Consider the following 14,853-nt stretch of genomic DNA (forward strand, 5'->3'; position numbering starts at 1 on the left):
CGGGCGGCGGAGAAGTTCCCGTACGAGACCACGATGCCGTCCGGGGCGAACCCGTTGTCGATGTACTTGAAGTCCGGGTTGAGTGCTAGGAACTCCGGGTCGACACCGATGTGACGGGGGTTGCCCGCGACATGGTCCTGCCGGCCGCCGTCCGGCACGTCCCGCTGGTACGACTGGGTGAGCAGCTTCGCGACCAGCCGTGGCGTGAGCTTCAGGTCGCGCACCATCGTCCGGCGCAACGACTCGGCCTCGGGCGGCACGGTACCCGCGAGCCGCAGGTCGATGTTGAACGCGATGACCACCGACGAGACGGCCACCGGCGCCTGGACGACCGGGGGCTCCCACTCCTCGGGTTTCACCGGGTCGGCCGTGAAGGCCAACCCCGGCGCACCGTCCGACGTGGTGAGCAGTTGCCCCGTCCCGTCCTCGTCGCCCGTGGCGGAGTAGCCGAAGACCGGACCGTCGTTGGCGCAGAGCGCCGGCTGCCAGGAACTCATCGCCTCGGCGACGAGTTCGGTGCCGACCGTCCGCCGTTCGGCCCGGCCCTGGGCGCACCCGGCGTCGAGCGGGGTGAAGTCGAGCGGCACGACCAGCCGGTCGGCGAAGATCGAGGCGGAGAGGGCGCTCCGGCTGGGCAGGACGGGCCGGGCCACCCCGTCCAGATCCCGCTCACCCCGGGGCACGATGACCAGCCAGCACCGGCGCGGGTCGCTGCCGTCGCCGCCGGTGGGTGCGCCGCAGCCGAGATGCGGATCGCGGATCGCGTTGCGCACCTCGAAGACCGCGCGGCCGGTCCCGTCGCCGGTGGTGATGGCGTACGGGACCTCGTTGGTGGTGTAGATGCCGAAGTAGGTGGCGAGCAGCTCGGCGGGCTTGCCCGGATCGGTGGCCGGGAGCCCGCCGGGCGGGAACGGGTTGGTGGCGCTGCCGTCCGGGGTGCGGGTGTTGTCGAACGCGGACCGGAACGGAACCATCTTCGCGTCGGCGGGCAGCGTCTCCCTCGGGTCGCCGCTCTCGCGGGCCCGCTCCGGGTCGACCTCGATCTTGTCGCCGTTCTTGCGGTACCGGCCGACGCCCCACTCGCAGGTCTCCCGGAAATCCGGTGCGTCTGGATCCGGACCCCAGCACTGCATGAACTGGAGGTAGTTGGCGTTGGGGTCGCCCGCCTGGAAACGCGTCTTGGGGCCGCCGGTCCAGGTGATCGCAACCGACTGGTTGGTCAGGTTGCGGGTCTGGGAGACGGTCACCTTGAGCTCGCTGAAGTCGTCACCGAGGGTCCCGACACGTCCGGTGACGGTGACCGCCGAATCGGTCGACTCGTCAACCCCCTCGGCGTTCGCCGGGCCGACCGTCACCAGCATGGCCGCCCCGACCAGCACCGAGGCGACGGCGGCACCCCACCGCCGGCCCCGGCCTACGACCCGGTTCACGATCCGCTCCACGGTTCGCCGCCGCGCTGCCGCAGCGACCGGGCGAGCAGCGGCGGGCCCATCACGAGCCCGGCGAGCAGCAGCCCGGCGAGCAGCATCAGGGTGTGTGACAGCCGCCAGCCGCCCTCGGCCTCAAGAGAGACGGGGATGCCCGCGACGTACTGCCCGCCGCCCGCGCCGTTGCCGGCACCAGGGTCGTCGGAGATCGGGTCTCCGGTGATCGGATCCACCGCACCGTTGCCCGCCCCGGCGGACGGCCCGCCAGCCGGCCCGCCACTTGGGCCGGAACTCGGACCCGCGCTCGGGCCGCCGCTCGGTCCACCCGGCGTGCCCGGCTGGCCGTTCGACCCGCCCGGCTGGTTACCGCCGTTCGAGCCGCCGTTGTTCTGCGGCGTCTTCTCGGGGGCGCCGCCGGTGCCGGTGTCGCACTGGACGGTGGCGCCCTTACGGTCGCACTCGGGCGGGTCCGGGGTGTTCTTGGCGAGCGTGTTGGTGCCGTCGTTGGAGAAGGTGGGGTTGTTGCAGCTCTTGATCTTGTTGGGCTGCACCTCGACGCCCGGGATCTTCTCCACCTGCTGCAGACCCGCCTCGACCAGGTTCTTCGGCAGCGGCGAGTAGCCGAGGGAGTCGGCCTGCTGCTGCCCCTCGCAGAGCAGGTAGTAGCCAAAGGCGGCGAGGGTGCGACCCCGGTCCCGGTTCAGGCCGTACTCCTCCTTCGTCGGCAGGATCATGTAGGAGTACGAGGAGAGCGGGTAGGCGCGCTTGTCGGGGCTGGCGTAGACGCCTTCCAGCTTCTGGGTCAGGTAGACGCTCCGGTCCTTGTTGGTCGTCTCGATGTCCGCGAAGGTGAGCGCGACGGCGACGTTGCGGGCGGTCGGCTCGATGTAGTAGCCGGACTTGTTGAGCACCTTCGCCACCGGGAAGCCGGCCTTCTTCGGGTACGAGTACTCGACGTACGTGATCGCGCCCTCGCCCTGCGGCTGCCGGACGTACCCGGAGACGTTCTCCGAGCCGTTCTTGGCCACGAACCCCTCACTGGTCTTGTAGGGGAAGTACGAGGTCAGCCCGCAGGGGGTGCGCTTGCCGTTCTTGGCGCAGTAGTCGTTCCAGATGTCCGGGTACTGCTTGCTCAGCCAGAGCGTGAACTGCGCGCTGGTGCCGGAGCCGTCCGCCCGGACGACCGGAACGATCCGCCGCGCCGGCAGGGTCAGCGACGGGTTGTCCGCCTTGATCGCCGGGTCGTTCCAGAACTTGATGACGCCGGTGAAGATCTTCGCCACGTTCTCGCCGGAGAGGCGCAGGTTGGTGACCCGGCGTCCGCCGATGTTGAGGTTGTACATGAAGGCCGTACCACCGGCCACGATCGGCATGTACGCGAACTCCCGCGCCGGCGGCTGGTCGGCCGCGCGGCCGAAGTTCGAGTCGTAGAGCCCGTACTGGATCTCCGAGACGCCGAAGTCGACGGTGCCGTTGGCGAACTGGGTACGCCCGTCCGTCGAGCCGCTGGCGCTGTAGTTGACCGTCATGTTGAACTGCTTGACGTTGGCGCCCCACTGCCGCAACGCGTTCGCACTCCACGTCGAGCCCGCGCCGCTGATCGGGATGTAGCCCGGTGCGGCCTGGGCGACGGTGGCGGGAAGCACGACCGCTCCGACGGTCGCCACCGCGACGACGGCGCGAAGCAGCCGGCCGATCCGGCCCGCGCTGCCACGCATCCTCTTCCTAAACATGACCATCCTCGCTGTCGCTCCTGGGAACGTGTGTGGAGTCGGGTACGACAGTTGTGGCGCGCGAACGTTCGCGATCGGCGAACCGTCGAGCGTCCCGGTAGGAGGCGACCATTCGCCGCCGCAGCTGCCGCTTGCTGAGGTTGCCGGCTCCCCGACCGCCCACGAACCGGGCGAGCGCGAAGAGGAACAGGACGAGCAGCATCAGGGCGGCACCGCTGCCGAAGCCCCGGGCGACCATCAACGGTTCCGGCGACTTGACCGCGTCGAAGGTGAACAGCGGCAGGGACACCTGCCAGCCGGAGAAGGGGTTGGCGTTGAAGTTGGTCGCGAAGCCGGCGGTCAGCAGCACCGGCGAGGTCTCGCCGATCCCTCGCGCGGTGCCGAGGATGACCGCGGTGGTCAGTCCGGACCGCGCGGTCGGCAGCACCACTCGCCACACCGTCTGCCAGTGCGACGCGCCCAGGGCCAGCGATGCCTCCCGCAGATGCCCGGGAACCAGCCGCAACACCACGTCCGCGGCGCGCACGATGATCGGCAGCGTCATGATGCTCAGGGCCAGGGAGGCGGCGAAGCCGGACTTCCCAATGGCGAGCCACTGCCACCGCTCGGGCAGGTTCTCCTGGGCCCAGCGGCCGAAGATGAGAATGACCGACAGGTAGATGAAGAGCCCCGCCACGATCGACGGAAGCGCGGTCATCGCCTCGACGATCGTCCGGACGAAGCGGCTGAACGGTCCCGGGAACTCGCTGAGGAAGACGGCGCAGATGACCCCGGCGGGCACCGTGATCGCCAGGCAGATGGCGATCTGCTCCAGGGTGCCGACGGCGGCGTGCAGGATGCCGCCCACGGTGACCGGATCCAGCGGCCCCGCCGAGGACATGTCCTGGGTGATGAAGTTCAGGTGGTGCAGCGCGTCCCAACCACGGAACAGGACGTAGGCGACCACCAGGACGAGTGCGCTGACCAGCACGAACGCGAGGCTGTGCACGATGATCGAGACCACCCGGGCCCGCACCGCCGGGCCGGGGTTCTCGTACCCGACCAACACCGTGTAGAAGGCGACGAAGCTCAGGTACCCGACGACGATCATGCCCAGGATGCCGCTGAGCGGTGCCAGCTGGTTGAAGAGCAGCACCGTGAAGCCCACGGCCGCGGCCGCTGCGGCGAGGACCGGGAAGATCTCGCGCTCGCCACTGCCACGAACCGTGCGCCGCCACTCCGCCGCCGGCTGCTCGGGCCGCGTGGGGACCGTCGTCGTGGCAGCGACCGGCGAGTGGCCGGACGCATCGGGTGGATCGACGTAGTGCCGGGGCGAGTAGCCCTCCGGCGTCGAGCCGGCCGCCGCGTCCGGCGCGGTGGTGTTGGTGTCGGTCTTGGTCAACCCGGTCATCAGGTCATGCCTCGCTCTCGGCGCCGGATCGACTCCGCACGATGATCGTCGATGCGATGAAGTTGACGACCAGCGTCATGAGGAACAGGGCGAGGCCCGCGGCCATCAGTGCGGAGAGCCCGAAGTCGCTCGCCTCGCCGTACTGCTGGGCGATCAGGGCCGAGACGGAGATGCCGCCGTTCTGGAGGACCTGCCACTTGATCTCGAAGACCGGCGTGATGATCATGTAGACGGCGATCGTCTCGCCGAGGGCCCGGCCCAGGCCGAGCATCGTGCCGCCGATCATCCCGCCCCGGCCGAACGGGAGCACGACGGCCCGGATCATGCCCCACTTGGTGGCGCCGAGGGCGTACGCACCCTCCCGCTCGCCCACCGGCGCCTGCGAGAAGACCTCCCGCATCACCGACGAGATGATCGGCGTGACCATCATCGCCACGACCATTCCGGCGATGAACGTCGACGAGGTGTAGACGGACATCGTGGCGAGCGGATCGCGCGGGTCGACGCCGTCGACCCGGAAGATCGGAATCCACCCCAACCAGGTGGAGAGCCACCGGGCCAGGTAGATCACCTTGCCCTCCAGCAGGTACGCGCCGAACAGGCCGTACACCACGCTCGGCACCGCCGCCATCAGGTCCACCAGCGAGATGAGCGTGCGCTGGAGCCGGCCGGGCGCGTACTCGGAGATGTAGAGCGCGGTCCCGATGGCCAGCGGTACGGCGAAGCTCAGGGCGACCATCGCCACCAGCACCGTGCCGACCAGCAGCGCCGCCACCCCGAAGTTGTTGGAGTCCGGATCCCACGCCTCGGTCGTGAAGAACGACCAGCCCGCCACCTGCAACGCCGTCGAACCGCGATAGAGCAGGAAGCAGCCGACCAGCAGCATGATGAGCAGCACGGCAGCGCCACCGGCCCGGGCAACCAGCCGGAAGACGTGGTCGGAGGGGCCGACCCGGGTCGTTATCCGGCGGGGCACCTCAGTGGACTCCCCGGCGGCAACGCCGGGGATAGTGGTCGTGACCATCAGCGGCCCACCACGGCGAGACGGTTGACTGGCAGGCGAGAACGCCTGACCGTGCTGCACACCTGGAACGCCACCTTTCCCGAGCCGGCTCGACCGGTGCGGTCGCCCCGTTCGTCGCACGGCTCACGCTCGGCGGGAGCGGTGACGCCGCGGGCAGGCGAACACGTACGCCAGACATGTGACCGGTGAATTCCGGATGTCCGTGCTTCCGATGGAGTTGCCAACTCGACGCAGATGGTCAATTCGACGCGTCCGTCCAATTCGGCACGTCCGTCCGGGGTGTTATCCACCGACCTGACATTCCCGACTACCGGCAACCGATCTTTCACAGCTCGCCTGGCATCCGAAGTCTGGGCCGGTACGTCTGCCCGAGCGACGATTGCGCCAGGCTGGTGCCCAGGGTTCGGGGCGAGCGGATCGTGGTGGTGTCTTCCGTTTCCGCCGGCCGGTGGCGCCCCCTTCGGGCGCTCCGGACGCCGACCACGATCTCCGCCTGCGGCACCGCCTCCAGAAAGCGTTCCAGGTTGTACGTGCACTCCCGTGCCCGCAGGTAGGAGCGGCTGGAGACGGCGACGATGCGGCCGTTGAGTTCGAGTCGCCAGATCCACTGCCCGGTCATTTCGACCGTGCCTTCCAGCGGCACCACCCGATCTACGTTTTTCTGCAGATCAAGGACCGACTGACGGCAGTCGGCGTAGACGTCGTGATAGATGGCGCTTCGGCCAAGTTGCCGATTATTGGGCGATACGAGCATCCAAAGGATGCCTTCCCTCACTGGTACGCCCTGCGCCTGCGGAACCGGCGCGGCAAGGAACACGTAACGTGGACGCTGCACCTTGATCCCTCCCTCGACCGCGGACCGAAACCGCACTCGAACCTGGCCGCAGATTTGACTGCTGGAAACAGGCTCGACACGGACAATGACTCAGTCAGCAGCCGATCGCTCACGCCGGACATCCGGAACGTGAACAGCGGGTTCATGCTCATCCACCGTTCGGATAAAAAGCACTTCCAACGGGGGGAGCGGGCAGCGATTGATGAGGGTTTGTGCCCTTATGTACGCCGGGAATCAGCCCCGGGCGAGGGGTCGGGCAGCCATTCGCGACCGCCGATACCGCTGAGCATGCGGCACCGGGCCGCCGCCACCCACGGTAGCGGCGGTCAGCTCGGTCCCGGGCAGGGTGGTCAGGCCGAGGTCAGGCCCAGACCTGCTGCGGCTCGGCGCGGCGCTCGGCCAGCGTCTGCGCGGCGTCGTACTCGCGGACCACCTCGTAGCGGGTGTTGCGCTCGACCGGCCGGAAGCCGGCGTCCCAGATCAGGTGCAGCAGGTCGTCCCGATGCATGGTGTTCGGCGTCCCGTACGAGTCGGCGTCGTGGGTGATCTTGTATTCCACGACCGACCCGTCCAGGTCGTCCACACCGAAGTTGAGCGACAGCTGGGCCACCGAGAGCCCGTGCATCACCCAGAAGCACTTGACGTGCGGCACGTTGTCGAACAGCAGCCGGGAGACCGCGAAGGTCTTCAACGACTCGGCCGGCGAGGCCATCGTCGTCCGGGCCTGGATCCGGTTACGGACCTTGCCGTCCGCCGAGTCCACGAAGTCGTGCTGGTAACGCAGCGGGATGAAGACCAGGAAGCCACCGGTCTCGTCCTGCAGCTCACGCAGGCGCAGCACGTGGTCGACCCGGTGCCGGGGCTCCTCGATGTGGCCGTAGAGCATGGTCGACGGGGTCTTCATGCCCTTGCTGTGCGCCAGCCGGTGGATCCGTGACCAGTCCTCCCAGTGGCAGGCGTGGTCGACGATGTGCTGGCGGACCTCCCAGTCGAAGATCTCCGCGCCGCCGCCGGTCAACGACTCCAGGCCGGCATCCATCAGCTCGTCGAGGATCTCGTCGGCGCTCAGCCCGCTGATCTTCTCGAACCACTGCACCTCGGTCGCGGTGAACGCCTTGAGCTTGACCTTCGGCAGCGCCGCCTTCAGCTCGCGCAGCACCTTCGGGTAGTAACGCCAGGGCAGCGTCGGGTGCAGGCCGTTGACGATGTGCAGCTCGGTGAGCTGCTCGTCCTCCATCTCCTTGGCCTTACGGACCGCCTCGTCGATGCGCATCGTGTACGCGTCCTTCTCGCCCGGCTTGCGCTGGAACGAGCAGTACGCGCAGGAGGCGGAGCAGACGTTGGTCAGGTTGAGGTGCCGGTTGACGTTGAACATGACCCGGTCGCCGTTGTCCTCGGTGCGCTTGTGGTGCGCCAGCCGACCCAGCCAGGTCAAGTCGTCGCTCTCGTAGAGGGCGATCCCGTCCTCCCGGGTCAGCCGCTCCCCCGCGTACACCTTCGCTTCGAGCTCGCGCTTGAGTCCGGCGTCCATCGAAAGCCCCGTCCCTTCCACCTGCGGTCGCAACCGGATCCCGGTCGCAACCAGAGCCTACGTCGGCCACAGGAGCAGCTCACACCGTGGTCTGTTGGCAGTCCGGGCGTCACCAGACTCTCAGCCTCCTGTTACCCACCCAGACATCGACACGGCGATACCGGGTGCGGTAGACAGGATGGGGCACGACACCCTGATGGCGTTCCCCCGCCGCCGCGTCCCCTCGGCGCGGCGCAGCACGCCGGAAGAGGAGCGGAATGGTCGACAGCGCAAACGGGCGACGGCAGCGGCGACGGAGCCCGGTGGTCTCACCGGTGCTGCGACCGATGCTCTGGTCCGCGCTGATCAGCGCCGTCGCCAGCGCGGTCCTCGCCGCTCCGGCGTACGCCGACCCGACCGCGCCCGCCACGGTGCCCGACACCGGTTCCCGCCCGGTGGTCACCGGCCAGTTCCAGCTGCCCGGCGGCGCCCCGGCCACCCCGGGCCTGGTGACCCCGCCGGTCACCAACCCCGGCGCCAGCGCCCTCGAAACCCAGATCAACGCCGCCGAGGTCCGGGTCGGCGAGCTCGGCACCCAGCTGCTCGAACTGGAGCAGCAGCGCAACGAGGCCGAGGCCCAGCTGCTCGTCGCCGAGCGCGAGCTGGAGTTCGCCCGGGCCAGGACCACCCAGGCCCAGCAGAGCGCCGATCAGGCCGCCGCCGAGGCGATCAAGGCCGCCGCCGCGCTGCCGCCCGGCGGTTTCGCGACCGACCTGCGCGACCTGGACCTGCTCCGCCGGGCCCACCTCGGCGAGAAGTCCGAGCACGCCACCGGCGCCGCGACCGGCGAGCTGGCCCGAGCCCGCGCCGACGAAGAGGTGACCACGCAGGCGTACGCGGCGGCCGAGTCTCGACTGCGGGGCGTCCAGGAGCAGTACGCCGCCACGCAGCAGGCGCTGCGCGACGAAGAGGCGAAACTCATCAAGCTGCGCGAGGACAACGCCGCGCAGCTGATCGAGCTGGCCCGCCAGCAGGAACGCGCCGAGCAGCAACTCGGTGCCGACTACGTCGACCAGTCGGCCAACGGGCAGGTCGCCCATCCCACCGCGCTGGCCGCGGTCGCGTACGCCCGCAAGCAGCTCGGCGACCCGTACGTCTGGGGTGCCACGGGGCCGAACTCGTTCGACTGCTCGGGCCTGATCTGGTCGGCGTACCGGTCGGCGGGCTACTACGGGCTGCCCCGGGTCTCCCGCGATCAGTACTACGCGACCAGGTCGCGGACCGTGCCGCGCAACGCGCTGCTCCCCGGCGACCTGGTCTTCTTCGCCTCCGGCAGCAGTTGGCAGAGCATCCACCACATGGGGATGTACATCGGCGGCGGCAAGATGATCCACGCCCCGACCACCGGCGACGTGGTGAAGATATCGACCGTCCGCTGGTCCCGGCTCTACGCCGCGACCCGGGTGGTCGGTGCGGTGCCGGCCCCGTCGGCCTCGCCCACCCCGTCGCAGTCCCCGACGCCGACGCCCAAACCGACAGCGACGCCGAAGCCGACGCCCACCGGCACGCCGAAGCCCACCACCTCGCCGACGCCTCGACCGTCGACGTCCCCGACCCCCTCGCCGTCGCCGTCGGGTTCCACCTCGCCGTCGCCGACGCCGACGGGTTCCAGTTCGCCCTCAACGTCGCCGTCGAGCTCGACTTCGCCGTCGGCGAGCCCATCGGTCTCGTCTTCGCAGCGCGCCGACGACAGCAGCGCCGCCCCCACCACGGCGGCGAGCAGCAACGCACCCGAGGAGAGCGCCGCAGCCAGCCCGTCCGCCCTCGGCGGCCTCTGAGCAGGGCGGAAGCCCAACAGCGGCACCGGTGGTTCCCGGCGCGTCGACCGGCGGCCAGCACGACGTAGACCGGGACACTGTGGGCACTCCGGGTGTGCCACCCGGCCGGAATGTGGCACGGTGTCTCTCAGGCACTCCCGGTCCGGCGGTACGGGCCGGGTGCGAGCGTGGCGCGGAGGGCGAGGATGACCGAGCACGAGGATCCGGCGGGGCCGGCCGAACCGGTGTCCCCCTCCGCCCCGACCGCCACCGCCGAGCCGACTCCAACCGGCGGCACCGTTGTCGAGCCCAATCCCACCGGCGGCACCGCCCCTTCGCCGGCCTCCACCGGCTCCGGCGGCACCGCGCCGCCGTCCACGCCGATCATCGCCGAGCGGCCGGCGACACCGGCCCGGGGACGGGCGGGTGTCGCCCGGGTAGCCACGCCCCAGCCCGGCCCGGCCGGGTCCACCGGCACCACGTACCGGGCCACGGCATCGGCGATCCCGACCGGGCCCGGGCCGGAACGCGAGGGCGCGGCTGGTGTACCCGGGCAGCGGGAGTCCGGGTCGGCGAAGCCGGTACGGGCCAGTGTCCGGGTGCCCGGAATGAGCCGGGTGAGCATGGGCGAGGCCCAGGCCGCCGGAAGCGGGGGCAAGGCGTCCGGCGTCTACCGGTCGGCACCGGTCGACCCGCAGCCACCGGAGCCCGCCCAGCCACCCGAGCCGGCCAAGCCGCCGACGCCGCCCACCCCCGAGCCGGAGCCCGCACCCGCGCCCTACCCACCGGTGCCCGGGCCCAACCCGCCCTCGCCGGCCCCGCCCGTGCCCGCGCCGACACCACCGACGCCCGCGCCGTACCCGCCGGGGCCGGTGCCCGCGCCGCCACCCGCCCCCAGGCCCGCCCCACCCGTGCCGGGCCCGCCGACGCCGCCGCCCGGCCCACCGGTGCCGGCGCCACCGCCTCCACCTGGCCCGATGCCCGCACCGCCGTTCCCGCCCCCACCTGCCACCGCAGGCCCGGCCGTACCGGCTCCCGCCCTGCCGGTCTGGCCGCCGCCGACCAGTCCCAGTGGCCGCCGGGACGAACCGTCCCCCGGTTCGCCCGGTGCGGCACCCCGGCCGTCGTCCCGCCCCGGCCTGCTGCCGCCGAGGGGAACTGCACCGGATCTGGACGGCCCACGGTCGGGCGTGGCGGGACGCCCGGCACCGACCGTGGGCCCCGACAGCCAGGCGGACGTGACCCCGGCCACGCCCCGGGCCGAACTGGACCCGGTCGGGCGGCGAGGGGCGGCCGCCAGCGGGCCCGAGCCGGCGGCGCACCGCCCCGGCGGGTCAGACCTGAGCGCGTACTACGCCGACGGAGCGGGCTCCGCCACGGTGGCCTTCCCCGCCGGTGAGCAGGAGAACTCGGGCTCGTTGACCGGGCACATCCTGGCCCAGGGCTGGGCGGAAACCCCGGCTGAGCGGTCCAGCAGCACCGTCCGGGTGGTGATCGTGTTGGCCGTCGCGCTGGGCCTGCTCGTCACGATCAGCGTGCTGGTCGTGCTGCTGGCAAACGATGCGCTGAGCGGCGTGACCGGCGGCCTGGCGGAGTGAGGCCAGCGGATTGCGGATCAGCGGGGTGAGTCCGCCCACTACCCACCCGCGCACCCCGTGGGTACGCGCCGTCCGCCGTACACTTGTCGGCGATCACTGACCCGGCGCGCGACCCGCGCGCCCATTGGGCGTTCTTGCGGACGATCCGGCGGCGTCGTGCCGCGGCGGGACATCGCGAAGGTGCGCCCCGCTCGAAAGGCATTTCTTGACCAGCTCCGCTGACCCCGGCATGTCCCTGTCCACCCGTGACGTGCACACCGCCCCGCAGCCGGCCGACACCGCCGGCTCGATCGACTTCAACACCCTCGGGCTTCCTGAGCCCCTGGTCCGGGCCCTGGCCCGGCAGGGCATCACCACCCCGTTCGAGATCCAGCGCGCGACCGTGCCGGACGCGCTCGCCGGGCGGGACGTACTGGGCCGCGGGCAGACCGGCTCCGGCAAGACGCTCGCCTTCGGGCTGCCCCTGCTGGCCCGGGTCGCCGACCTCGGCCGGGCCCGGCCGCTACGCCCGCGGGCCCTCGTCCTGGTGCCCACCCGGGAACTCGCCATGCAGGTCAACGACGCGCTGCTGCCGCTGGGCAAGGCCGTCGGCGTGTTCCTGAAGACCGCCGTCGGCGGAGTGCCCTACGACCGCCAGATCGACGCCCTGCGGCGCGGCGTGGAGGTCGTGGTGGCCACCCCGGGCCGGCTCGCCGACCTGATCGCCCGCGGCGTCTGCCACCTCGACGATGTCGAGATCACCGTCCTCGACGAGGCGGACCAGATGGCCGACATGGGCTTCCTGCCCGAGGTCACCGACCTGTTGGCGAAGACGCCGGCGGACGCCCAGCGGCTGCTCTTCTCGGCCACCCTGGACAACGACGTGGACGCGCTGGTCCGGCGGTTCATGACCGACCCGGTCACCCACTCCACCGCGCCGCCGACCGCGGCGGTGTCCACCATGGACCACCACCTGCTGCTCATCCCGCCGAGCGACAAGTTCTCGGTGACCGCGTCGATCGCCGCCCGAGCCGGCCGGACCATCGTCTTCGCCCGTACCCAGCTCGGGGTGGACCGGCTCGTCGGGCAGCTCGCGGCGGTCGGCGTACGCGCCGGCGGGCTGCACGGGGGCAAGACCCAGCGGATGCGCACCCGTACCCTGGCCGAGTTCCGCGAGGGGCGGACCAACGTCCTGGTCGCCACCGACGTGGCGGCCCGGGGCATCCACGTCGACGGGGTCTCGCTGGTGCTGCACGTCGACCCGCCGAAGGACCCGAAGGACTACCTGCACCGCGCGGGCCGCACCGCCCGGGCCGGCGAGACGGGCGCAGTGGCCACCCTGGTGCTGCCGAAGCAGCGCCGCACCACCCTGGCAATGCTGGGGAAGGCCGGCGTGGAGCCGGCGGAGACCCGGGTACGCGCCGGTGACCCCGCCCTGGTCGAGCTGACCGGGGCGCGGGAGCCGAGCGGGGTCCCGGTACGCGACGAACCGGAGCAGCCGCGCCGATCCGGCCGGACGGACGGCCCCCGCCGATTCGGGGACCGGCCCGGCGGGGAGCGCCGCTACGGCGATCAGCCGCGCGGGGAGCGCCGCTACGGGGACCGGCCCAGCCGCGAACACCGGTTCGGCGACCGGCCCAGCGAGGAGCGCCGCTACGGCGATCAGCCCCGCGGCGAGCGCCGCTACGGGGACCGGCCCGGTGGCGAACACCGGTTCGGCGACCGGCCGGGCGGGGAGCGCCGCTTCGGCGATCAGCCCCGCGGCGAGCGCCGCTACGGGGACCGGCCCAGCGGCGAGCGCAGCTACGGCGACCGGCCCAGCGGGGAGCGCCGCTTCGGGGACGAGGGCCGCGGCGAGCGCAGGCACGGCGACCAGCCGCGCGGCGAGCGCCAGTTCGGCGACCGGCCGAGCGGGGAGCGCCGCTTCGGGGACGAGGGCCGTGGCGAGCGCCGCTTCGGCGGTGAGCGGGGCGGCCGATCGGAGGGCCGGAGCCTGCACGACCGGCCGCGCGAGGATCGGCGGGCGGCCGGTGGGCGCCCGCGGGCGCGGACCTACTGACCAACTCACTGCCCCGCACCTGACAGCGGAGATCGTGCTCGATCAGGGATCGAGTGGCCTCGCGGTGACCGCGACACCACTCGATCCAGGATCGAGCACGATCTTGAGGCGGGGCACGAAGTCTTGCGGCAGGGCGTGGGTGGCGGCACGGCACCGGCAATCGACGCAAGGGACTGCCCGGCCAGGTCGGGTGGCGTAACGTCCGGCTCATGCCGACCATGCCGAAGTCGCTGCTGTGGACCCGGACGGACACCGCCGGCGCCGAACACGCCCTCGTCGACGACGGCCACGGGCTGACCGCGCACGGCACCCAACTGGCCGCCGACCCGATTCCCTACACCTGCCGGTACCAGTTGGTCACCGACCCCGAGTGGGTCAGCGTCCGGCTGGAGGTCGAGGTCGAGGGAGCCGGGTGGCGGCGCAGCGTACGTCTGGAACGGGCGACACTGCGGTGGCGGGTGACCGCCGCCGAGCAGGGCGATCTGGACGGGGTCCTGACCGCGGGCGGGCATGCCCCGGCGGGGCTGCCCGGTGTGGAGGACCCGGACCGGCTGGCCGACGCCCTCGACGTGGACCTGGGCGGCTCGCCGCTGTTCAACACGCTGCCGCTACGCCGACTCGGCCTGCCCGCCGCGCCGGCCGGCACCGCTCACCGAATCGACGTCGCCTGGGTGCTGCTGCCGAGCCTTACCGTGCTGCCCGCCGAGCAGGTCTACACCGGGCTAGGGCCGGACCGGGCTAGGGCCGGACCGGTTCCGGTACGCCAGCGACAGCTTCAGCGCGGAGGTCGACGTGGACCCGGACGGCTTCGTGGTGCGCTACCCCGGCGTGGCGGAGCGGTTCGTCCCCGGCTGAGCCGAGCCTGCCGGCACCCCCGCCCCGTCCCACTCACCGCTGGTCAGGAAGCGTAGCCCGGCCACTCACCGGCGGCGAGGAAGCGCTCGACCGTGGCCAGGTGCGGGGCCAGGTCGAGGCCCTGGGCGGCCACCCACTCGTCGGCGTAGTACGTGTCGGCGTAGCGGTCGCCCGCGTCGCAGATCAGGGTGACCACCGAACCGGTCCGGCCGGCGGCCCGCATCTCGGCGATCAGCCCGAAGGCACCCCACAGGTTGGTGCCGGTCGACCCGCCCACCCGCCGGCCCAGTACGGCCGAACCGGCCCGCATGGCGGCCAGCGAGGCGGCGTCCGGCACCAGCACCATCCGGTCCACCACCGAGGGCAGGAACGACGCCTCGACGGTCGGCCGGCCGATCCCCTCGATCCGGGAGCCGCGTCCGGTGCGCACCGACCAGTCCGCGGCCTGCCAGGCGGGATAGAACGCGGAGTTCTCCGGGTCGACCACGCAGAGCTTGGTGGGCAGCCGCCGGTAGCGGGCGTACCGACCGATGGTGGCGCTGGTGCCGCCGGTGCCCGCGCCGACCACGACCCAGGCCGGTACGGGATGGCGCTCCAGGGCGAGCTGCGCGTAGATGGACTCGGCG

At 71.8% G+C, this 14,853-nt stretch carries 10 protein-coding genes and 2 pseudogenes; 5 read left to right on the plus strand and 7 right to left on the minus strand.

Translation table 11 applies throughout. The features are described from left to right. From AB0M52_RS17600 to mqnE, 6 genes are all read right to left on the minus strand, one after another. Positions 1-1,430: hypothetical protein (locus AB0M52_RS17600; RefSeq protein ID WP_363954434.1), on the minus strand; the 1,430-nt coding region annotated here is incomplete at its 3' end. Beyond that, on the minus strand, positions 1,427-3,145 hold the full coding sequence (gene pstS / locus AB0M52_RS17605; protein ID WP_363954436.1) for a phosphate ABC transporter substrate-binding protein PstS: 1,719 nt from the start codon (positions 3,143-3,145) through the stop codon (positions 1,427-1,429). The genes pstS and AB0M52_RS17600, both read right to left, overlap by 4 nt. Positions 3,146-3,152: 7 nt before the next feature. Next, positions 3,153-4,550 carry a phosphate ABC transporter permease PstA gene (gene pstA / locus AB0M52_RS17610; protein WP_363954438.1) on the minus strand — a complete coding sequence of 466 codons (1,398 nt, stop codon included), beginning with the start codon at positions 4,548-4,550 and terminating at the stop codon, positions 3,153-3,155. A 4-nt stretch (positions 4,551-4,554) separates the two neighbouring features. Beyond that, positions 4,555-5,574 carry a phosphate ABC transporter permease subunit PstC gene (gene pstC, locus AB0M52_RS17615; protein WP_363954439.1) on the minus strand — a complete coding sequence of 340 codons (1,020 nt, stop codon included), beginning with the start codon at positions 5,572-5,574 and terminating at the stop codon, positions 4,555-4,557. 325 nt (positions 5,575-5,899) lie between these two features. Continuing rightward, a complete protein-coding gene (locus tag AB0M52_RS17620; RefSeq protein ID WP_363954441.1) occupies positions 5,900-6,409 on the minus strand; it encodes a hypothetical protein in 510 nt (169 codons plus the stop codon). A gap of 361 nt (positions 6,410-6,770) precedes the next feature. Further along, positions 6,771-7,940, minus strand: coding sequence for an aminofutalosine synthase MqnE (mqnE, locus tag AB0M52_RS17625; RefSeq protein WP_363954442.1), 1,170 nt, complete (start codon positions 7,938-7,940; stop codon positions 6,771-6,773). Between the two features lie 257 nt (positions 7,941-8,197). On the opposite strand from mqnE, the gene AB0M52_RS17630 reads away from it, so the two are divergent. The 5 genes and pseudogenes from AB0M52_RS17630 to AB0M52_RS17650 all read left to right on the plus strand — a co-directional run. Then, positions 8,198-9,757: an NlpC/P60 family protein gene (locus AB0M52_RS17630; protein ID WP_363954444.1), complete on the plus strand. Its 1,560-nt coding sequence runs from the start codon at positions 8,198-8,200 to the stop codon at positions 9,755-9,757. Between the two features lie 185 nt (positions 9,758-9,942). After that, positions 9,943-11,334, plus strand: a complete 1,392-nt coding sequence (locus tag AB0M52_RS17635; RefSeq protein ID WP_363954446.1) for a hypothetical protein — start codon at positions 9,943-9,945, stop codon at positions 11,332-11,334. Positions 11,335-11,563: 229 nt separating this feature from the next. After that, positions 11,564-13,372, plus strand: coding sequence for a DEAD/DEAH box helicase (locus AB0M52_RS17640; RefSeq protein ID WP_363954450.1), 1,809 nt, complete (start codon positions 11,564-11,566; stop codon positions 13,370-13,372). A gap of 218 nt (positions 13,373-13,590) precedes the next feature. Continuing rightward, positions 13,591-14,046: pseudogene (locus tag AB0M52_RS17645) on the plus strand (putative glycolipid-binding domain-containing protein); the annotation flags it as partial. 115 nt (positions 14,047-14,161) lie between these two features. Continuing rightward, a pseudogene (locus AB0M52_RS17650) lies at positions 14,162-14,227 on the plus strand (hypothetical protein); the annotation flags it as partial. A gap of 43 nt (positions 14,228-14,270) precedes the next feature. On the opposite strand, the gene AB0M52_RS17655 reads toward AB0M52_RS17650, so the two are convergent. Further along, positions 14,271-14,853, minus strand: a 583-nt coding sequence (locus AB0M52_RS17655; RefSeq protein ID WP_363954448.1) for a pyridoxal-phosphate dependent enzyme, incomplete at its 5' end; no start/stop codon positions are given.

The sequence above is a fragment of the Micromonospora sp. NPDC051296 genome (genome assembly GCF_040682255.1).
GTDB classification, from domain to species: domain Bacteria; phylum Actinomycetota; class Actinomycetes; order Mycobacteriales; family Micromonosporaceae; genus Micromonospora; species Micromonospora craterilacus.